Annotated in this window: 20 protein-coding genes and 1 tRNA gene; 8 read left to right on the forward strand and 13 right to left on the reverse strand. The window is 61.5% G+C overall.

The genetic code is table 11. The features are described 5' to 3' along the window. Positions 1-54: 54 nt before the first annotated feature. Complete coding sequence (gene leuC, locus AMK02_RS20090) at positions 55-1,464, forward strand: 3-isopropylmalate dehydratase large subunit (protein WP_064806397.1); 1,410 nt, start codon at positions 55-57, stop codon at positions 1,462-1,464. Positions 1,465-1,574: 110 nt separating this feature from the next. Here leuC and AMK02_RS20095 read toward each other — a convergent pair whose 3' ends face one another. Together AMK02_RS20095 and AMK02_RS20100 are read right to left on the reverse strand one after the other, a co-directional pair. Further along, positions 1,575-2,405, reverse strand: a complete 831-nt coding sequence (locus AMK02_RS20095) for an aldo/keto reductase (RefSeq protein ID WP_064805543.1) — start codon at positions 2,403-2,405, stop codon at positions 1,575-1,577. A 131-nt stretch (positions 2,406-2,536) separates the two neighbouring features. Then, a complete protein-coding gene (locus tag AMK02_RS20100; protein ID WP_064805545.1) occupies positions 2,537-3,058 on the reverse strand; it encodes a L,D-transpeptidase family protein in 522 nt (173 codons plus the stop codon). Between the two features lie 168 nt (positions 3,059-3,226). On the opposite strand from AMK02_RS20100, the gene AMK02_RS20105 reads away from it, so the two are divergent. Both AMK02_RS20105 and AMK02_RS20110 read left to right on the forward strand, forming a co-directional pair. Further along, positions 3,227-3,910, forward strand: a complete 684-nt coding sequence (locus tag AMK02_RS20105; protein WP_011427159.1) for a response regulator transcription factor — start codon at positions 3,227-3,229, stop codon at positions 3,908-3,910. 137 nt (positions 3,911-4,047) lie between these two features. Then, a complete protein-coding gene (locus tag AMK02_RS20110; protein WP_064805547.1) occupies positions 4,048-4,503 on the forward strand; it encodes a cyclic nucleotide-binding domain-containing protein in 456 nt (151 codons plus the stop codon). Between the two features lie 6 nt (positions 4,504-4,509). On the opposite strand, the gene AMK02_RS20115 is transcribed toward AMK02_RS20110, so the two are convergent. From AMK02_RS20115 to tesB, 6 genes are all read right to left on the reverse strand, one after another. Beyond that, a complete protein-coding gene (locus AMK02_RS20115; RefSeq protein ID WP_064805549.1) occupies positions 4,510-5,313 on the reverse strand; it encodes an exodeoxyribonuclease III in 804 nt (267 codons plus the stop codon). Between the two features lie 102 nt (positions 5,314-5,415). After that, positions 5,416-6,084 (reverse strand): outer membrane lipoprotein carrier protein LolA, encoded by a 669-nt coding sequence (locus tag AMK02_RS20120; RefSeq protein WP_064805551.1) that lies wholly within the window; start codon positions 6,082-6,084, stop codon positions 5,416-5,418. 139 nt (positions 6,085-6,223) lie between these two features. Beyond that, complete coding sequence (locus AMK02_RS20125) at positions 6,224-8,908, reverse strand: FtsK/SpoIIIE family DNA translocase (RefSeq protein ID WP_064805553.1); 2,685 nt, start codon at positions 8,906-8,908, stop codon at positions 6,224-6,226. A 248-nt stretch (positions 8,909-9,156) separates the two neighbouring features. Further along, positions 9,157-10,584, reverse strand: coding sequence for an ammonium transporter (locus AMK02_RS20130; RefSeq protein ID WP_064805555.1), 1,428 nt, complete (start codon positions 10,582-10,584; stop codon positions 9,157-9,159). 27 nt (positions 10,585-10,611) lie between these two features. Next, positions 10,612-10,962 (reverse strand): P-II family nitrogen regulator, encoded by a 351-nt coding sequence (locus AMK02_RS20135; RefSeq protein ID WP_003543684.1) that lies wholly within the window; start codon positions 10,960-10,962, stop codon positions 10,612-10,614. A 210-nt stretch (positions 10,963-11,172) separates the two neighbouring features. Next, complete coding sequence (tesB, locus tag AMK02_RS20140; RefSeq protein WP_064805557.1) at positions 11,173-12,057, reverse strand: acyl-CoA thioesterase II; 885 nt, start codon at positions 12,055-12,057, stop codon at positions 11,173-11,175. Positions 12,058-12,141: 84 nt separating this feature from the next. Here tesB and AMK02_RS20145 point away from each other — a divergent pair, with 84 nt between their 5' ends. Further along, the gene (locus tag AMK02_RS20145) at positions 12,142-13,356 is read left to right on the forward strand and encodes a ubiquinone biosynthesis hydroxylase (RefSeq protein WP_064805559.1); all 1,215 of its coding nucleotides are present in this window, start codon (positions 12,142-12,144) and stop codon (positions 13,354-13,356) included. Between the two features lie 15 nt (positions 13,357-13,371). On the opposite strand, the gene AMK02_RS20150 is transcribed toward AMK02_RS20145, so the two are convergent. The 4 genes from AMK02_RS20150 to AMK02_RS20165 all read right to left on the reverse strand — a co-directional run bounded on the left by AMK02_RS20150 (position 13,372) and on the right by AMK02_RS20165 (position 15,872). Further along, positions 13,372-13,560, reverse strand: coding sequence for a Trm112 family protein (locus AMK02_RS20150; RefSeq protein ID WP_003567459.1), 189 nt, complete (start codon positions 13,558-13,560; stop codon positions 13,372-13,374). A 9-nt stretch (positions 13,561-13,569) separates the two neighbouring features. Beyond that, complete coding sequence (locus tag AMK02_RS20155) at positions 13,570-14,256, reverse strand: LON peptidase substrate-binding domain-containing protein (protein WP_170965840.1); 687 nt, start codon at positions 14,254-14,256, stop codon at positions 13,570-13,572. A 75-nt stretch (positions 14,257-14,331) separates the two neighbouring features. Next, positions 14,332-15,306 (reverse strand): thioredoxin, encoded by a 975-nt coding sequence (gene trxA / locus AMK02_RS20160; protein WP_064805561.1) that lies wholly within the window; start codon positions 15,304-15,306, stop codon positions 14,332-14,334. A 56-nt stretch (positions 15,307-15,362) separates the two neighbouring features. Continuing rightward, on the reverse strand, positions 15,363-15,872 hold the full coding sequence (locus AMK02_RS20165; RefSeq protein ID WP_064805563.1) for a prolyl-tRNA synthetase associated domain-containing protein: 510 nt from the start codon (positions 15,870-15,872) through the stop codon (positions 15,363-15,365). 255 nt (positions 15,873-16,127) lie between these two features. Between AMK02_RS20165 and AMK02_RS20170 the strand changes: the two genes are divergently transcribed. Then, positions 16,128-16,202 (forward strand) — tRNA-Gly (locus tag AMK02_RS20170). Positions 16,203-16,588: 386 nt separating this feature from the next. Continuing rightward, positions 16,589-16,828 (forward strand): DUF2934 domain-containing protein, encoded by a 240-nt coding sequence (locus AMK02_RS20175; RefSeq protein ID WP_064805565.1) that lies wholly within the window; start codon positions 16,589-16,591, stop codon positions 16,826-16,828. A gap of 63 nt (positions 16,829-16,891) precedes the next feature. Here the strand turns inward: AMK02_RS20175 and AMK02_RS20180 are convergent, their stop codons facing one another. Further along, entirely contained in the window at positions 16,892-17,536 is a 645-nt protein-coding gene (locus tag AMK02_RS20180; protein WP_064805567.1) for a ThuA domain-containing protein, read from the reverse strand. Positions 17,537-17,783: 247 nt separating this feature from the next. Here AMK02_RS20180 and galE point away from each other — a divergent pair, with 247 nt between their 5' ends. Then, a complete protein-coding gene (galE, locus tag AMK02_RS20185; RefSeq protein ID WP_064805569.1) occupies positions 17,784-18,767 on the forward strand; it encodes a UDP-glucose 4-epimerase GalE in 984 nt (327 codons plus the stop codon). Further along, on the forward strand, positions 18,745-20,322 hold the full coding sequence (locus AMK02_RS20190) for an alkaline phosphatase family protein (RefSeq protein ID WP_064805571.1): 1,578 nt from the start codon (positions 18,745-18,747) through the stop codon (positions 20,320-20,322). The genes galE and AMK02_RS20190 overlap by 23 nt, the downstream gene beginning before the upstream one ends. Positions 20,323-20,414 lie beyond the last annotated feature (92 nt).

A 20,414-nucleotide genomic window follows, 5' to 3' on the forward strand; every position in this document is an offset into this window, starting at 1 on the left:
GCCCGATCCGCTTTTTTCCGATTTTCCAAAGCTTTCAAAAACGGACTTACCGCCATGAGCGCACCGCGTACCCTCTACGACAAGATCTGGGACGACCATCTGGTCGACGAACAGGCCGACGGAACCTGTCTTCTCTACATCGACCGCCATCTGGTCCACGAAGTCACCTCGCCGCAGGCCTTCGAAGGCCTGCGCATGTCCGGCCGCAAGGTCCGCGCCCCGGAAAAGACGCTTGCCGTCGTCGACCACAACGTTCCGACCTCGGCCGATCGCCATCTCGGCATCAAGAACGAGGAAAGCCGCATCCAGGTCGAGCAGCTCGCCAAGAATGCCGCCGAGTTCAACGTCGAATATTATTCGGAAAACGATAAGCGCCAGGGCATCGTTCACATCATCGGGCCGGAACAGGGCTTCACCCTGCCGGGCATGACGATCGTCTGCGGCGACAGCCACACCTCCACCCATGGCGCCTTCGGCTCTCTCGCCCACGGCATCGGCACGTCTGAAGTCGAGCACGTTCTCGCCACCCAGACGCTGATCCAGAAAAAGGCCAAGAACATGCTGGTGCAGGTCGACGGCCAGCTGCCGGCAGGCGTCACCGCCAAGGATATTGTTCTGGCCATCATCGGCGAGATCGGCACCGCAGGCGGCACCGGCTACGTCATCGAATATGCCGGCGAAGCGATCCGTTCGCTGTCGATGGAAGGCCGCATGACGATCTGCAACATGTCGATCGAAGGCGGCGCCCGCGCCGGCCTCATTGCCCCTGACGAAATCACCTTCGAATATATCAAGGGCAAGCCGCGCGCGCCGAAGGGCGAAGCGCTGGAACAGGCGATCGCATATTGGCAGACGCTGAAATCCGACGAAGGCGCGCATTTCGACCGCGTCGTCAAGCTGAACGCCGCCGAACTGCCGCCGATCGTCTCCTGGGGCTCCTCGCCTGAGGACGTCGTCTCCGTCCAGGGCATCGTGCCGAATCCGGATGAAATCCAGGACGAAACGAAGCGTGCCTCCAAGTGGCGTGCGCTTGATTATATGGGCCTGAAGCCGGGCACGAAGATGACCGACATTGCTGTCGACCGCGTCTTCATCGGCTCGTGCACCAACGGCCGCATCGAAGACCTGCGCGCCGCCGCCAAGGTCGTCGAGGGCAAGACCGTCGCCTCGACCGTCAACGCCATGATCGTTCCAGGTTCCGGCCTCGTCAAGGAACAGGCGGAAGCCGAAGGCCTCGACAAGATCTTCAAGGCCGCCGGCTTCGACTGGCGCGAGCCGGGCTGCTCCATGTGCCTTGCCATGAACGACGACCGCCTGAAGCCGGGCGAGCGTTGCGCCTCAACCTCGAACCGCAATTTCGAAGGCCGTCAGGGATTCAAGGGCCGCACGCATCTCGTCTCGCCGACCATGGCCGCCGCCGCCGCGATCGCCGGGCACTTCGTCGATATCCGCGAGTGGAACTGACGCGTCCGACGGAATGAAAGATAAAGCCGCCCGATGCGTCTCGGCGCATCGGGCGGCTTCTTCTATTGCGGCGTCGACAGCCGATCGGCGGCGATGATCGCAACCGGCGATCAGAAGGCTGCCGTCATCGGGTCCGGTCCCATGCGGGCGCCGGCGCTGTCGAGCTTGGCGATTGCGGCCATGTCGTCGGCATCGAGCTTGAAGTCGAACACCTGGAAATTCTCCTCGATGCGCGACGGCGTCACCGACTTCGGGATGACGACGAGGCCGCTATCGATGTGCCAGCGGATGATGACCTGCGCCGGCGTCTTCCGATGTTTCCTGGCGATCTCGCCGATAACCTTGTTCGAGAGGAATTTGCCCTGGCCGAGCGGGCTCCAGGATTCGGTGGTGATATCAAGTTTCTTGTGCGCCTCCCGCGCCGCTCTCTGCTGGAAGTCGGGGTGCAGCTCGATCTGATTGATGACTGGAACGACGCCGGTCTCGCCGATGATGCGCTCGAGATGTTCGGGATAGAAATTCGACACGCCGATCGACCGGGCGCGGCCCTCTTCGCGGATGCGCACGAATGCCTTCCAGGTCTCGGTGTAGAGGCCGCGATGCGGCGACGGCCAGTGAATGAGATAGAGGTCGACATAGTCGGAGCCGAGCTTCTTGAGGCTGCCGTCGAAAGCGCGCAACGCATTGTCGTAGCCCTGGTCGGTATTCCTGAGCTTGGTGGTGACGAAGATATCCTTGCGGGCGAGGCCGGAGGAGCGGATGCCTTCGCCGACGCCCTCTTCATTGTCGTAACCCGAAGCCGTATCGATATGCCGATAGCCGGCGGCGATTGCGGTGCGCACCGTCGGGGCGGCAATCTCCTGCGGCGTCTGCCAGACGCCGAGACCGACCTGGGGAATGGAATGTCCGTCATGGAAAGTGATGATGGGTTGAGCGGTCACAATATATCTCCGGGAGCTTGAAGAATTGGACGAGGCATGGATTGCGCCCGCACCTGCGGACGTCCCGGAACGCATTTCAGCCGGAGCGTCCGGTCACCGGAACCATATAGGCGGCGGCATCCTGAAGACAATCAGAGGACCCGGACAATCGTTCCCTTCCGAAGGTGGGGCAGAAGGCGGCGCATGTCACGCAGGCTTACAGCCACACAGCCGGCCGTCGGCTCGTAGCCCGGCCTGATGAGATGGAAGAAGATCGCCGAACCACGATGGCGCGCCCGCGAGGAAATATTCCAGTCCATGACAAGGCAGATATCGTAGAGGCCGTCGCTGCGCCGCATCTCCTCATGACCTGCGCTGAATGGCGCCCGCACGAGGCGGTTGTAGTTGGCGTTGCCGGGCTGGTCGCACCAGAGCATGTCTGCGCGGATGCGGCGAATGGGAAGCGAAGTGGTGAGTCGACCGTTCCGTTCACCGCGCCGGAAACCGGAAATCAGCCGCATCGCGGCGATCGGCGTGGCGCCGTCGCCCTCGCGTTTGAGGATGGTACGGCCCGAACGACCGATCGCGGCAGGGACGGTGATTGCCCCGAATCGGACGATGGCGCGGCTCTTGCGCCCTGGCGCGGGGCGCACCACGATCGTCGATGGCCGCATGCCCCGGCTCCGCCTTGCTTTTTCCATTTTTCTCGCATGTCTTGCATTGCCTGAGGCCTTGATTGAAATCATATGAAAACCTGCGCGGCAACAGCCCCGCTGGCCGATCCTTGCCAAAGCTGCAATTTGGCGTAGGACTAGGGGACGTAACTTTGAGGACGCAACGGCATGACCGCACGCACCATTCTTCTGGTGGATGACGACGAGGACCTTCGTCAGACCCTGACGGAGCAATTGTCGCTTTATGAGGAATTCACGGTTCTTCAGGAAGCCAACGCCGGCAAAGGTGTTGCGACCGCCCGTTCGACGCCGGTCGACCTCTTGATCATGGATGTCGGCCTGCCCGACATGGACGGCCGCGAAGCGGTGAAGCTCCTGCGCAAGGGCGGCTTCAAGGCGCCGATCATCATGCTGACCGGCCACGATACCGATTCGGACACGATCCTTGGCCTCGAAGCCGGGGCCAACGACTACGTCACCAAGCCCTTCCGCTTCGCCGTACTGCTGGCGCGCATCCGTGTGCAATTGCGCCAGCACGAGCAGAGCGAAGATGCGACTTTCACCGTCGGCCCATACCTCTTCAAGCCGAGCCAGAAGCTGCTCACCACCGACAATGGCCAGAAGATCCGCCTGACGGAGAAGGAAGCGGCGATCATCCGCTATCTCTATCGCGCCGAACAGAAGGTCGTCACCCGCGACGTGCTTCTCGAGGAGGTCTGGGGTTATAATTCTGGTGTAACGACGCACACGCTGGAAACCCATGTCTACCGGCTGCGCCAGAAGATCGAACGGGATCCCTCCAACGCCGAAATTCTGGTGACGGAAAACGGCGGCTACAAGATCATACCCTAGAGCGTTTCCGTTTTTCCGAATCGCGGAGATGTTCTGTCTCTTTGTTTTCACCCAGTTCCCGGCAAAAGCGTTTCACGCTTTGCCTGGCAAAACCGCCAGGCACTTTTGCTGGAATTGCTCTAAGGCGAAAAGCCGGCATGGCGCTGACCGACGACATTCATCTGCTTTCCCGGCTTCCGCTGTTCAAGGACATGAGCGAGGACCAGCTGAGGCTAATCGCCTTCGGCGCCGACCGGCGCATGATCGCCGCCGGCCAGATGCTGTTCCGCCAAGGCTCGCCGGCCGAGAGCGCCTACGTCGTCTTGAGCGGCAGCCTGGAACTCAGCACGACGAGCAGCGACGGCATGCAGCGGGCGGAGGCTGTCGCCGGACCGGGAACACTGATTTCGGAGCTGGCGCTGGTCACCTTGGTGGAGCGCAAGTTCACCGCGATCGCGCGCGAGGACACCAGCATCATCCGCATCACCCGCGCCCTCTTCCATCGGCTGCTCGAGGAATATCCCGATGCGGCCCGTCTGATCGAAAACCGCATCCGCGACAACCTCGCCGAGCTTGCAGCCAAGGCGGCAAGCCAATTTCACCGCTTCAGCTGATTGTCGTCAGAAATCGAAATGCGCCGTTACCGGCACATGGTCCGACGGCCGATCCCAGCCGCGCGCCTCTTTCAGGATCTCGATCCGCTGGAGATGCGGCCCGAGATCCGATGACGACCAGATATGGTCGAGCCGGCGGCCGCGATCGGCAGCCTCCCAGTCCTTGGCCCGGTAGCTCCACCAGGTATAAAGCTTCTCACTGGCCGGCACGTGCTGGCGCATGAGATCGAGCCAGCCGCCGCGCTTCATCACCTCGAGCAGCCCGTCGGTTTCGACGGGCGTATGGCTGACGATTTTCAGCAGTTGCTTGTGCGACCAGACATCGTGCTCCAGCGGTGCGATGTTGAGGTCGCCGACCAGGATGGCGGAGGTGTTGGCCTCGCCATTGGCTGTCAGGAGCTTCATCTCCTCAATGAAGTCGAGCTTGTGGCCGAATTTCGGATTGATCATGCGGTCGGGCTCGTCGCCGCCGGCAGGGACGTAGAAATTGTGCAGCCGGACACGGCGGTTGCCGCGCTCGAACACCGCCGATATGTGGCGGGCATCGCCGACGCCGCAATAATCCTGTCGGTGATCCTCCGTCAGCGGAATGCGCGAGGCGATTGCGACCCCGTGATAACCCTTCTGGCCATGGATGATGATGTGATCGTAGCCCATCGCCCGCAAAGGTGCTGCCGGAAAGAGCTCGTTCGGCACCTTTGTTTCCTGCAGGCAGAGAATGTCAGGCCTGTGTTTGAGAACGAGTTGCTCGACGATCGGCATGCGCAGCCGCACCGAGTTGATGTTCCAGGTGGTGATCGAAAAGCCCATGCCCCTGCCCTTTCACACTTTCATGAAAGGGCTTTAGAACAAAGGCGGACAGGAGGAAACCGGGAGCGTGCAAAAGCCTCAGGCGATCAACCGAAAACCCACTCAGTCGCGTGAGGCTGCCGTGCCCGGAATGCTCTCATAGGGCACCCGGAAGACGCGGTCGTCGAACTGCACACCCGTCTTGACGTTGAAGATCATCACCGACGTATCCTTGCCCTGGTTGTCGGTGATCGTCCACTGGCGCAGATCATAGGTCTTCGGATCGAACATCATGGTGATCGTCGAGTTTCCGAACACCGTATTGTTGCCGAGCGCGATGGTCGTCAGGTCCGACTCCTCCTTCACGCCCTTCACCATGCCGGCCGAAAGGTCGATATGCTGCGCCAGGAGCAGGCTGAGCGGAGTCTTCGAGAGCGGATAGAGATCCCACGTCTTGAGCTTCATATTGCCGATGGCGACATTCTTGCCGTCGGCAATCACCCGCATCGGCGACGGATCGTCGTAGTTGAAACGCAGCTTGCCGGGACGCTGGATGAAGAACTTGCCGCCGGTCTGTTCGCCGCGCGGACCGAACTGGACGAATTCGCCCTGCATCGTCGTGACGCCGGAAAAATGATCGGCGATTGCCTGCGCCGTGCCGGAAGCGGGCGCTGCAGCCTGTGCGATGGCGCTCAAGGGGACGGCACTCGCCATCGCAGCGACGGCGAAAGCGCCGAGAAGATCGCGGCGCGTCATCGCCAGGCCGGAGAGGAAGGAATCGGAGTTACGCATCTAAATCTCCTTTATGCGATCTGCATGCCGCTCAAAGGCGGCGTCTTCAAGGCGTTGCGATCGGCGCGCGAAAAGCAACGGCGTTGATGCCACCGTGTTTCCGCCAAAGCGGCCACATCAGAAATATATGGCGCTCGTCTCAGCGGTCGAGGATGTCGCCCTCGGTCGGCACGAGGATTTCTCGTTTGCCGGCATGGTTGGCCGGCCCGATGATGCCTTCCTTCTCCATGCGCTCGATCAGCGAGGCGGCTCTATTATAGCCGATACCAAGCCGGCGTTGGACGTAAGAGGTCGAAGCCTTGCCGTCGCGCAGCACGATGGCGACGGCCTGATCATAGGGATCTTCCGAATCCGAAAGGTTCGACGTGCCGGCCGGACCGCCGCCGCCATAATCGCCATCCTCGTCGTCATCGGCGGTGATCGCATCGAGATATTGCGGCGAGCCCTGCGTCTTCAGGTAGGAGACGATCTCTTCCACCTCGACATCCGAAACGAACGGGCCGTGGACGCGCTGGATGCGCCCGCCGCCCGCCATGTAGAGCATGTCGCCCATGCCGAGCAGCTGTTCGGCGCCCTGTTCGCCGAGAATGGTGCGGCTGTCGATCTTCGAGGTGACCTGGAAGGAGATGCGGGTCGGGAAGTTCGCCTTGATCGTGCCGGTGATGACGTCGACCGACGGACGCTGGGTCGCCATGATCACGTGGATGCCGGCCGCACGCGCCATTTGCGCTAAGCGTTGCACCGCGCCTTCGATGTCCTTGCCGGCGACCATCATCAGATCGGCCATCTCGTCGATGATGACGACAATATAGGGCATCGGCTTGAGGTCGAATTCCTCGGTCTCGTACATGGCTTCGCCGGTGTGGCGATCGAAGCCGGTCTGCACCGTGCGCGAGATCACTTCGCCCTTCGACAGTGCCTGTTCGACGCGCGTGTTGAAGCCGTCGATGTTGCGCACGCCGATCTTCGACATCTTCTTGTAGCGCTCTTCCATCTCGCGCACGGTCCATTTGAGCGCGACGACGGCCTTCTTCGGATCGGTGACAACAGGCGAAAGCAGATGCGGAATGCCGTCATAGACCGAGAGCTCGAGCATCTTCGGGTCGATCATGATCAGCCGGCACTGTTCCGGCGTCATGCGGTAGAGCAGCGACAGGATCATCGTATTGATGGCGACCGATTTGCCCGAACCGGTGGTGCCGGCAACGAGCAGGTGCGGCATCTTGGCGAGGTCGGCGATGACGGCTTCGCCGCCGATCGTCTTGCCGAGCGCCATTGCGAGCTTGGCCTTGCTGCCGTCGAAATCCCGCGACGCGATCAATTCGCGGAGAAAGACGGTCTCGCGCGTTTGGTTCGGCAGTTCGATACCGATCGCATTTCGGCCCGGCACCACGGCGACGCGGGCGGCGATGGCGCTCATCGAGCGGGCGATATCGTCGGCCAGGCCGATGACGCGCGACGATTTGATGCCGGGCGCCGGCTCCAGTTCGTACAGCGTGACGACGGGGCCCGGACGGACGTGAATGATCTCACCCTTGACGCCGAAATCTTCGAGCACGCCCTCAAGCATGCGGGCATTCTGCTCAAGCGCGTCGGCCGACAGCGTCGAGTCGCGGACCACGTTCCTCGGCTCGGCGAGCAGATGCATCGACGGCAGCTGGAAACCCTCGGGACGAATGAACGAGCCCTGCGCTTCCCGCTCGACACGGGCGCCGGGCTTCGGACGCGTGATCGCCGGGACAACGCGAGGCTCCGGCTTGGCGGTGGCTTTTGCCGGCGCACGGATCATCCAGTCGTCGTCATCGTCGTCGGGCAGAATGTCGGCCGGACGTGGCGGCATGTCGGCATCGAAAGGCGGATCGTCGTTCTCATCCTCGTCATCGATGGAAAGCGACGGCGCAGCGACGACGCGCCGCGGCGAAGCCGCCCTTGCCGCCATTGACGGCTCCATCGATGGCTCCAGGCGCTCGCCGCGGACGGCCGGCGCTTTGGCGCGGACCGGTTCGTTCAGCGTGCCGAATTCATCGTCGTTGAAATCATAAGGCGACTCGAAATCGCCCTGGCGTCGCTGGCGCGGTCCTATGCCGAAGAGCCGGCGCAGCCGGCCCTGGCTCATGAACCAGGCATGCGTCATGGCCCCGCTGAGCGCAACCCAGCGCGATTCGTCCTCGTCCTCGTCTTCGTCTCCGACCACCCGCGCCTTGCTTGTTGTCTCGACGTAATCGTCCTCGATTTCGTCATCGGCGTCACTGCGGCCGACGAGGCCTGACGCGAAGAGCATCATCCACGCGGTCGGCACAGCAAAAATGCAGCCAACGGCCATGGCGAAGGTGCCGGTGGGATAAGCGCCGACGAAGAGTGCGGGAAAGCGCAGGATCATGTCGCCGACGACGCCGCCGATACCGTTCGGGATCGGCCAGGTGAGCGGCGGCGGAAAACAGCCGATGACGGCGGAAGACAGAATCGAACCGGCAAGCCAGGCGCCGATGCGGGCGGGAATGCGGTTGAAGCTGCGGCCCGAGATCATCGTCAGCGCCCAGGCGACGATCGGCAGCATCGACACGACGCTGGCAAGCCCGAGGAACTGCATGACGATATCGGCAAAGGCAGCGCCGCTGTAGCCGAGGATATTCGTCGGCAGGTTGGCGGTGGCGTAGGAATAGCTCGGATCGGCGACGTTCCAGGTCGCCAGTGCCGCGACGCAGAACGCCAGCAGCAGAAAGATCGCAAAGCCGATGAGCGCCTGGATCTGCCGCAGCATGAATGCCGAGAAGGAGAACCGATCCGGACGGCCATCCATCGCCGGCGACGTGCTTCTTGCCATGTGTCTAACCCGTCCACTGCCTGAGGGCATGCGAATCACCGAAGCTTCGCCATGCCAAAATGCGTCCGCTCTACCTAACCAGAACGGGGTTAAAGCGATGTTAACCATGCGTGCCGGGAGGCGCATCCACCCCAGAAAAGAAAAAAGCCCGAACCTTGGAAGGTCCGGGCCAAATGCGGCTTATGGTTCGATAGGCCGCGACGGGCCATGAAGCGGCGCCCGTCTGCCGGGCGCCGCAAACTTTATGATCAGGAGGCGTGGTAGGCGGCTTCGCCGTGGGTCGAAAGGTCGAGACCTTCGCGCTCGGCTTCGACGCTCACGCGCAGGCCGATGACGACGTCGACGATCTTGTAGAGGATCGCCGAACCGATGCCCGACCACAGGAGGGTCGTGAGAACGCCCTTCGCCTGGTTCAGGACCTGGGTTGCCGTGCCGGCATAGGTGGCGGCGAAATCAGCCGTCGAATAGTCGACGATGCCTGCACCGCCCAGCGCCGGGTTGACGAGGATGCCGGTGCCGAGAGCGCCGATGATGCCGCCGACGCAATGGACGCCGAAGACGTCGAGGCTGTCGTCATAGTTGAACTTGTTCTTCACGACGTCGACGAAGAAGTAGCAGATCGGCGAGACGACGAGGCCGAGAACGATCGAGCCCATCGGACCGGCAAAACCTGCCGCCGGGGTGATGGCGACGAGACCGGCGACAGCGCCGGAAGCACCACCCAGCATCGAGGCCTTGCCGCGAGCGAGGCTTTCGACGATGCACCAGGACACCGCGGCGGCAGCCGTCGCGACGAAGGTGTTGATCATCGCAAGCGATGCGTAGCCATTGGCTTCGAGGTTGGAGCCGGCGTTAAAGCCGAACCAGCCGACCCAGAGCAGCGAGGCACCGACCATGGTCAGCGTCATCGAATGCGGAGCCATGATTTCCTTCTTATAGCCCGTGCGCTTGCCGAGCATGATGGCGCCGACGAGACCGGCGATACCGGCATTGATGTGGACGACCGTGCCGCCGGCAAAGTCGATTGCTCCGTAAGAGAAGATCAGGCCGGCCGGTGCGCTGTAGGAGCTCGGGCCGCCCCAGAACCAGACCATGTGCGCCATCGGGAAGTAGATGAAGGTGACCCACAGCACGACGAAGAGCATGACTGCCGAGAACTTGACGCGTTCGGCGAAGGCGCCGACGATCAGGCCGGGCGTGATGCAGGCGAAAGTCATCTGGAAGACGATGAATGTGTATTCCGGAATGGCGACGCCCTTCGAGAAGGTTTCGGCGAGCGACGATGTGTTGACGCCGGCAAGGAAGGCCTTGGAGAAGCCGCCGATGAAGCTGTTCAGCGAGCCGCCGTCGGTAAAGGCGAGCGAATAGCCGTAGGTCACCCAGATCAGCGACACGACAGCCGTGATCATGAAGACCTGCATCAGCACGGAGAGCATGTTTTTGGCGCGCACGAGACCGCCGTAGAAAAGCGCAAGGCCGGGGATGGTCATCAGAAGGACGAGCGCCGAGGAGACGAGCATCCAGGTATTGTCGCCCTTGTCCATGGTGAAGGCAGGAGCAGCGGCGGCAGCGGCTGGCGCGGCAGTCTCCTGCGCAAAAGCGACGGCCGGCGCAAGAAGCGCGGCCGATGCTGCGCCAACGCGCGCTAAGGTGGAAGAAAACTTCGAGATTGACATTGGAAAAAGCTCCTTGATCTGCCGTTCTTACAGCGCTTCTGAATCGGTTTCGCCCGTACGGATGCGCACGGCATGGTCGATCGAATAGACGAAAATCTTGCCGTCACCGATCTGGCCGGTCTTGGCCGACGCCGCGATGGCTTCGACCGCCCTGTCGACAAGTTCCGATGCAACCGCGATTTCGATCTTGAGCTTCGGCAGGAAGCTGACGGCATATTCGGTGCCGCGATAGATTTCGGTATGTCCCTTCTGGCGCCCGTAGCCCTTCACTTCGGTTACGGTCAGGCCCTGAATGCCGATCGCCGTAAGGGCTTCGCGGACCTCATCGAGTTTGAACGGCTTGATTATAGCCATCACAATTTTCATCTGGTTTCCCATCCTTCGTTATCCTCGGCGCGGAGCCGACTCTCCTTGCCGCTGACGTTCCTGAACAGCGACCGGCGATATACATTCAAAGGACGTGCCAGATTCGAAGCCGAAGTTAACCTATTGAAAAATAAATGCTATAATTAGCAGTGCCAATAAACAGGCAATTGACCGAGCAATAAGCGCACAAATAATGCGCAAATTTGCAAATATGCCTGTTATTTATTCATTTGCCTTTTTCCGAATCAATCCTTCTTGCGCGACGGAGGCGATCAGCACACCCGTTCGCGTGAACAGGCTCCCGCGGGTTAATCCCCTGGCGCCCGACGCCGAGGGGCTGTCCTGCGTATAGAGCAGCCAGTCGTCGAGTTTGCAGGGCCGGTGGAACCACATGGAGTGATCGAGACTTGCCACCTGCAGGCTCTGGTCGAAGATGGACGTTCCGTGGGCATAAAGCGATGTATCGAGCAGTGTCATGTCTGAGAGATAGGCAAGCACCGCAGCCTGATAGAGCCGGTCATCGGGAACCGGACCGGTGGCGCGCACCCAGACGTCCTGCCGGGGGTCGAGCTTCCTGTCGGAAAAATAATGGGTCAACGAGACGGGGCGGATCTCGATCGGCCGCTCGCGCTCCCAGTATTTCCGGATCGCATCCGGCGCATGCGCGAGATATTGCTCCTTGATCTGCTGTTCGCCGAGCAGTTCTTCGGGCATCGCCACCTCGGGCATGGCGATCTGGTGGTCGAAGCCCGCTTCCTCCACCTGGAAAGAAGCCGACAGCGCGAAGATCGCCTTGCCGTGCTGGATCGCAACGACGCGCCGAGTGTTGAAGCTCGATCCGTCGCGGATGCGCTCCACCTGGTAGATGATCGGCACCGAGGGATCGCCGGGGCGCATGAAATAAGCGTGCAGCGAGTGCACGAAGCGCTCGGCCTCGATGGTGCGCTGCGCCGCCATCAGCGCCTGGCCGATGACCTGGCCGCCGAAGACCCGCTGCCAGCCGGCCTGCGGACTGCGTCCACGGAAGATATCGACCTCGATCGGCTCCAGGTCGAGCGTCGCAAGCAGCCTCTCCATCGCCGACGGTCCGTTTGTTTCGCGCGTCATTTTGTATGTCTCCCGGCGGTAGGAAGTGAAGTTGCGATGATCTATATAGATCACATCTGAGGCACAAGGTACGGGAGCGGCGTGATGCTTGATATGCTGGTTGTGGGCGGGGGCTATGTCGGCCTTTCCGCTGCCGTTGCGGTCAAGCAGGCAGCACCGCATCTGAAAGTCTCGGTGGTCGAAGCCGCACCCGAGCATGTCTGGAAAAACGATGAGCGCGCTTCCGCCGTCATCGCTGCCGCCGCAAAGATGCTCGAAATCTTCGGCATCTGGACCGAGATCGAGCCGGAAGCTCAGCCGATCACCAAGATGATCGTGACCGATTCCCGAACCTCCGATCCGGTCCGCCCGGTTTTCCTGACCTTCGACGGCGAAGTGGCCGAAGGCCGGCCTTTCGCTCACATGATTCCGAATGTCGCCATGGTCGCAGCGCTTCGCGGCGCCTGCGAACGGCTCGGTATCGACATACGCCACGGACTGAGCGCGACCGAACTCAAAACCCACGACAGCCATGCCGGCGTCACGCTTTCGGACGGCAGCACCCTGGAATCCCGGCTGGTGGTTGCCTGCGACGGCGTGCGCTCGAGACTGCGCGATCTCGCCGGTATCAGGACCGTCACCTGGGACTACGGCCAGTCCGGCATTGTCGCGACCGTCGAACATGAGCGGCCGCATGACGGCTGTGCCGAGGAGCATTTCCTGCCGGCCGGCCCCTTCGCCATCCTGCCGCTCCGGAACAACCGCTCCTCGCTCGTCTGGACGGAACGCACGCATGATGCCGACAGGCTGGTTGCCGCCGACGATCTGATCTTCGAGGAGGAACTGGAACGCCGCTTCGGCCATAAGCTCGGAGCGCTGAAGGTCATCGGCGACAAACGCGCCTTTCCGCTCGGCCTGACGCTTGCCCGCTCCTTTGTCGCTCCGCGTCTGGCGCTGGCCGGCGACGCCGCGCACGGTATCCACCCGATTTCGGGACAGGGCCTCAATCTCGGCTTCAAGGACGTGGCGGCGCTCGCCGAAACGATCGTCGAGGCCGACCGCCTCGGCCTCGATATCGGTTCGATCAACATCCTCGAGCGTTACCAGACCTGGCGGCGCTTCGACACCTTCCGTATGGGAGTGACGACCGACGTGCTGAATCGGCTTTTCTCTAACGACGCAATGCCGATCCGTATCGCCCGCGATGTCGGTCTGGGCATCGTCGACCGGCTGCCGCGCCTCAAATCCTTCTTCATCAGCCAGGCGGCCGGAACAGCGGCAAAGGATAATCCGCGGCTGCTGGCCGGCCAGACGATTTAGCCAAATTCGGCGAGGCTATTCGTCGAGGCGGCGGGCCTCGGACACCAGCATGATCGGAATGCCGTCGCGGATCGGATAGGCAAGCTGCGCCTTTTCCGAGACGAGCTCATTATGTTCGCGATCATAGGAAAGCCGACCCTTGGAGAGCGGACAGACCAGGAGCTCCAGCAGTTTCGGATCGACGCGGCTCAGTTTTTCGTCCATGGCCGCAGTCTACTGCAGAACCGTATCGGAGTCACCGAAGACCCGCGCCAGCACGATTTCGGTAATGGCGATCAGCGTCTCGGCCCGTGTCTTCAGGTCCGGCGCCTCCAGGAGCGCCTGCTTTTCAGCCGGCCCGAACGGCGACATCATGGCGAGTGAATTGACGAGCGTCAGGTTGCTGGCCCGCTCGACGCTCTCCCAGTCGGCCTCCAGCTTATTGGCATCGAGATAGGCCTTGAAGGCGGTCAGCAGCGCCATGCGGTCGACCGCCTCCTCCTCGTTCTCAGCCGAGAGATCGGCAATGAAGGGTGCGATGCGGAAGGTGCGGAAGGGATCGCTGGTCACCTTCTCCTCCAGGAGCCGGAAGCGGCAGACGCCAGTCAGCGACACGATATAGCGTCCGTCGCCGGTCTCGGCAAAGGAGGTGATGCGACCGAGGCAGCCGACGGCGGCAAGATTGTGCTCGCCGCCCTTGTCCTCATGTTCGCCGAGTGCCGGCTGGACCATGCCGATCAGCCGGTTTCCGGCAAGTGCTGCATCCAGCATCGCCAGATAACGCGGCTCGAAGATGTTGAGGGGAAGCTGCCCGGCGGGCAGGAGGAGGGCCCCGGTCAGGGGGAAGACGGCGATCGCATCAGGCAGATCGCCCGGCTTCAGGTATCTGGCATTACCGACTTGCATGAAACCGTCCCGCATTCTGGCAGACGGGCATGCCCGTCCTGACGAGAATGTGGTGCCCCCGCCCAAAAACGCAAGGGGCGAATATTCATCTTAAGAGAACAGCATCGCCGAAAGCTTGCGCCGGGCGGCAACCGTCGCCGGATCCTTGAAACCCCAGACCTCGAAGAACTGCAGCAGTTGCCGGCGGGCGCCGTCATCGTCGAAGGTGCGATCCTTGCGCATGATGAGAAGCAGATGTTCGGCGGCTTCCTCCCGCCGGCCTTCGACATTGAGGATCTTGGCGAGCTTCAGCCGCGCCTCGTGATGATCGGGATTGGTCGCCAGCTCCCGCTCGAGCGCCACGGGATCGCCGAGCTTGCGCGCCTCCTCGATCTGGTCGAGCTTCTTCAGCACCGCCTGAATGCCGGCGTCCTTCGCAAGCTCCTCCGGCAGATCAGTCAGCGTTTCCCGCGCCCGCTGATGCTGGTTTGCGGCGATCAGGCATTCGGCCATTCCGGCAAGCGCCTTGGCATTCTCGGGATCGGCCTGCATGACGGCGCCGTAGAGCTGCGCGGCCTCGTTGATATTGCCGGCAGCGAGCAGCTCCGCCGCCTCAGTCAGCACGGCTTCGATTTCGGCCGCCTCATCGGCACCGGCAGGCCCGGCAATACGGTCGATGAACTGAGTGATCTGACTTTCCGGCACCGCGCCCATGAAGCCATCGGCCGGACGGCCGTTGACGAAGGCAATGACGGCAGGAATCGACTGGATGCCGAGCTGGCCGGCAATCGAGGGATGGTCGTCGATGTTCATCTTGACCAGCCGAACGCGGCCCTTGGCCTCGTTGACCACCTTCTCCAGGACTGGCGTCAGTTGCTTGCAGGGACCGCACCAGGGCGCCCAGAAATCAACCAGCACCGGCTGATTGCGCGACGCCTCGATAACGTCCTTGCCGAAATTCGCAGTCGTCGTGTCGGTGATGTAGCTGCCGGTCGCAGCCGCCGCTTCCGGCTGAGCGCCGAAGCTTGCCGTTGCCGACATCTGATTTCCGAAGGAACCGTTATAGGGGTTGTTGCTGCCGCTCATAGGTATCTCCCGCCGCGCCGATCCTGCCGGCATCATTGTAGCGCTAAAATCGTATGTCAGGACGTCACTTTCAAGACAAGCGGCTTATGTCCGGTCGCTTCCATGAAACGAATGAGGTCGCCGCTCGCAATCGATGTCGTCGCATCGTTTGTGAGCGGATGGCAGTTGACGATCTTCTCTTCCATCAGATCGGCATCGAGCACGAAGGTGACCTTTGCTTCGCGATCGTTGATCGCGCCGAAGGCGGTGACCGCCCCGGGAATGACACCGAGATACTCCATCAGCTTCTCAGCCCTGCCAAAGGAAACCCGGCCGGAGCCGCCGATGATTGTGTGCACCTGCTTGAGGTCGACCTCGGCATTCTCCTCCACGGTCAGCAGAAAATACCTGTCCTTCTTGTCCTTGATGAACAGATTCTTGGTGTGGCCGCCAGGGATTTCATCGCGCAGCGCAACCGATTCGGCCACGGTGAAAACAGGCGCATGATCCACTGTCTTATGGGCGATGCCGAGCCCGTCGAGGAAGGCGAACAATTCTTCTCGTGTCTTGGGGGCATTTTCGGGCATTGGGCGATCCATCGGCGCGTAAGGGAAAAGTCGAGGCGTCCTGATTAAGTCCGTCCACAATGTTTGGCAATCTTCGCAACCGACGCTCTGCCCCCGTTTTGCGGCCTTTCCGCGCCGCTTGTGCGAACATCGCAATTTTTCTTCGCTTCTCCGTCATTTCCCTGTTGCAATTGAAAATCCGTTAGGCCATATAGCGCCCGTCGCCACGAGGCGGCGCCCACGGTCCAACGACTACCCCGGACCGATGCGGATTGAGCGGGTGTAGCTCAGGGGTAGAGCACAACCTTGCCAAGGTTGGGGTCGAGGGTTCGAATCCCTTCGCCCGCTCCAGTTTCTCTCTTGGTCTATCCCGAGACACAGGTAACAGTTTGTCCTAGGACATAGGTACAACCTCGTGCCGAATGGGTTGTCGCTGGTCTGCAGTGCCCTCTGTTCCGAATCGATATATCCCAGATCGTGGCGCAAGAAGCTTACAAGCCAAATGCGGCCGTCGAGCTGCGTGAAGCCGAGCCTCTGACCGGTCGTGACGACTGAGATGTTGACCTTCTTGCGATGGATGCACAGACGGCCGCAGGCGCGACGCGAGGTGCCATGCCTTCGAAGCGGTGTTGCCCGTTAGCCAAAAAATAACGCTCCCTCGTAACCACTCCTAAAGCCGGTTTTGGCAACCTTGAACCTATCGATATTTGCCTGCAATTTTTCCGCTGGGGTTTGTTATGAGTCACAATAGGGACGCCTGGGTCAGCCAGCGCGCTTATTCGCTGTGGGAATCCGAAGGCAGGCCGGAAGGCCGCGGTGAAAGCCACTGGATGCAGGCGCTCAAGGAATTCGAGCAGCTGGAATTGACCAAAGCCTCGCCCGACGGAAACGACCTTATCGAAAAGCTGAAGGCGGCCGGGCGGCTGATGCGGGTCCCCGCCGTCGAGCACGACCTGCAGCTGAAAGCGGCGCGTTAAAACCTTTTCCTGTCAGATTGAAGCAGTCACCCCGCCCGGAGGCGGCAATGTGTCGTCCTGATACTATTGGCGGGCAGCCCAGCCGAGGCCGCGCCGCAGGATGAGCGGCATATAGGGATGGTCGAACTCGGCGGCGACATGGCCGAGAGCGGAATAGAAGATGCGGCCAGCGCCGAAATGGCGTTTGAAGACGACGGGCATCACCACATTGCGCGCCGCCGGATCGTAGGCGCCGGTGAAGGTGGTGGTCGCCAGGATTTCGACCGTGGGATCGTAATGCAGGTAATATTGCTCCGAATGGTAGTCGAAGTCGGGAATGCCCTCCATGATCGGATCGTCCTGGCGGGTAACAGCGACGCGGAAGTCGATGATGTTGCCGGGATGAGCGACCCAGGTAACGCCGGAGACGTAGCGGAACGGCGCGCTTTCCTTGAAGGAGGTGGCGAGCGCGCCGTGATGGCCGGCAAGCCCGAGACCTCCGCGCACGGCCTCGACCAGGGCGCTGGCATGGGGCTTTTCCAGCGTTCCGCCGGTGATGATGGGCACCAGCAGATCCGCCTTGGCCAGGCTCGGAGAGCCGAATATGCCGAGATCGCCGGTCACCTCCACCGCAAAATCGTCCTCGCGCAGGAGATCGGCGACGATGTGGGCGCATTGTTCCGGCTCGTGGCCCTGCCAGCCGCCCCAGACGATCAATGCCTTCCTCATTCCCGTTCTCCCTGGCTGATTGCTGCGGATCGTTGATCATCGCCCGATGATACAAGCCGCTTAAATCGGGCGGTCGTGCAAATCACGCGAATAATTGATCGACTTCGCCGTTTCGGCCAAATCGCAAACCCGCCGGTTTCGGCATTTTGACGTATTGTCCGCTCGTGCCGATCGCAGTTCCTTCTTTTTATTGACGTCTATCTCGTCTAGGTTTCTTCCATCTCTCACTGATGATTAAGGGTGGTGCATGGCAGGTGAAACGGTTCTTGTGGTCGGCGGCGCCGGTTATATCGGCTCGCATACGTGCCTCGACCTGGCGAACAAGGGCTATAGGCCCGTCGTCTTCGATAATTTTTCAAACGGCCATCGCGAGTTCGTCAAATGGGGGCCGGCGGAAGAGGGCGACATTCGCGATCGTGCCCGGCTGGACGAGGTGCTGGCCAAGCACAAGCCGGCGGCCATCCTGCATTTCGCTGCACTGATCGAGGTCGGCGAATCGGTCAAGGATCCGGTTTCCTTCTACGAAAATAATGTGATCGGCACTTTGACGCTGCTTTCGGCAGCGCAGGCGGCCGGCATCAACGCCTTCGTCTTCTCCTCCACCTGCGCCACCTATGGCCTGCCGCAGAGCGTACCGCTCGACGAGACGCACCGCCAGGTGCCGATCAATCCCTACGGGCGGACGAAATATATCGTCGAACAGGCGCTTGCCGACTACGACCGGTACAAGGGCCTGCGCTCGGTGGTGCTGCGTTATTTCAATGCGGCCGGTGCTGATTTCGAAGGGCGGATCGGCGAATGGCACCAGCCGGAAACGCATGCAATTCCTTTGGCAATCGACGCCGCCCTCGGCCGTCGCCAGGGTTTCAAGGTGTTCGGCAGCGACTACGAGACTCGCGACGGCACCTGTGTGCGCGACTACATCCATGTGCTGGATCTTGCCGACGCGCATGTGCGCGCCGTCGAATATCTGCTGAAGGGCGGCGATTCCGTCGCGCTCAACCTCGGCACCGGCACGGGCACGACGGTCAGGGAATTGCTCGGGGCGATCGAGGACGTATCGAACCGGCCTTTCCCGGTCGAATATATCGGCCGGCGCGAAGGGGATTCGCATACGCTGGTCGCCAACAACGACAAGGCGCGCGACGTGCTCGGCTGGGTGCCGCAGTACGATCTATCCGAGATCATAAGTTCCGCCTGGAACTGGCATGCAAAATCAAACCAGCATTGAGCCAAGCAGCATTGAGCCGAAACGCCTTGAGAAGCTCCGCCGGCCCAATATTCTGCTGATCACCGCGGACCAATGGCGTGGCGACTGCCTATCGGCGGTCGGTCATGCTTGTGTGAAAACACCTGAAATCGATGCGCTGGCACGCGAAGGCACGCTCTTCCGGCAGCATTATGCCGGGGCGGCCCCCTGCTCGCCGGCCCGGGCCACGCTCTATACCGGCCTTTATCAGATGAATCACCGCGTCTGCCGCAATGGTTCGCCGCTCGACGCGCGCTTCGACAATCTGGCTCTGGCGGCCCGGCGGGCGGGATACGACCCGACGCTGTTCGGCTATACCGACACGGCGCCCGATCCGCGCGGCATGGATGCGGCCGACCCGCATCTGACCACCTATGAAGGCGTGTTGCCGGGTTTTACCGCTCGCCAACTCCTGCCCGAGCATGAGCGGCAATGGCTCTCATGGCTCAGGTCACGTGGCCATTTGAACGCCGTCAGCCGCGACATCCATATCCCCATCGGTGCGCAAGCCGGCGAAATTTCCGATGCTGCGCCAGCCTATTCCAGCGATGAGACCCAGACCGCCTTCCTGGCGGGCGAGTTCATTCGCTGGATGGGCGAACAGGACCGGCCGTGGTTTGCGCATGTCTCCTTCTTGCGTCCGCACCCGCCATTTTCCGTGCCCGCGCCGTTCAACCGAATGTACAAGCCGGGTGACGGGCCGGCCTTTGCGCGTGCGGAAAACCCCGAAGCAGAACAGACAGCTCATCCCTATCTCGCCTACGCCTTGCCGCTCTCCGACAAGGGCAGCTTCATTCCCGGGACGCAAGGACCGCTCAGCGCCTGGAGCAGCATGGACTTCGCGGCGATCCGGGCGATTTATTACGGGATGATCTCAGAGGTCGATGCGCAGCTCGGCCGGATCTGGCAGGCGCTGAAGGATGCGGGCGCCTGGGAGAATACGCTCGTCGTCTTCACCTCGGACCATGCCGAGATGGCGGGAGATCACTGGACGCTCGGCAAGGGTGGCTTCTACGATGGCAGCTACCATATCCCGCTGATAATCCGCGATCCCGCAAACGCTGCGGCCGGCAGGATCGTTGACGATTTCACCAGCGCTGCGGATATTTTTCCCACGCTTTGCGAAAGGCTCGGCATCGAGCCAAAGCACGGGCTCGACGGCCGGTCGCTGATGCCGTTCATCAGGGGCGAGCGCGCGGAAGGCTGGCGCGACGCGATATTCTGGGAATTCGATTTCCGCGACATTGCCAAAGGTGAGGCGGAACGGCATTTCGGGCTGAGGCCGAACCAGTGCAATCTCGCCGTGATTCGCGACGATCGGTTCAAATATGTGCACTTTGCCGCACTGCCGCCGCTGCTCTTCAATCTCAGCGACGATCCGATGGAGCTCGACGATGTCGCGGCGGATCCGGCCTATGCAGCGATCCGACTTGAATATGCCGAGAAGTTGCTCTCGCTGAGAGCGCGGCATCTCGACCAGACGCTTGCCTATACCGAGCTGACGGAAAAAGGGCCGGTGACGCACCGACCCCGGTAGAGCATTTCCGTCTTCTTCGAATGACGGCAACGCCCGCTTTATTTTACGCAATTCCAGTAAGACCCGCTGTGCGCTTTTGCTGGAATTGCCCT

It is taken from the genome of Rhizobium sp. N731 (assembly GCF_001664145.1).
In the GTDB taxonomy this organism is placed as follows: domain Bacteria; phylum Pseudomonadota; class Alphaproteobacteria; order Rhizobiales; family Rhizobiaceae; genus Rhizobium; species Rhizobium esperanzae.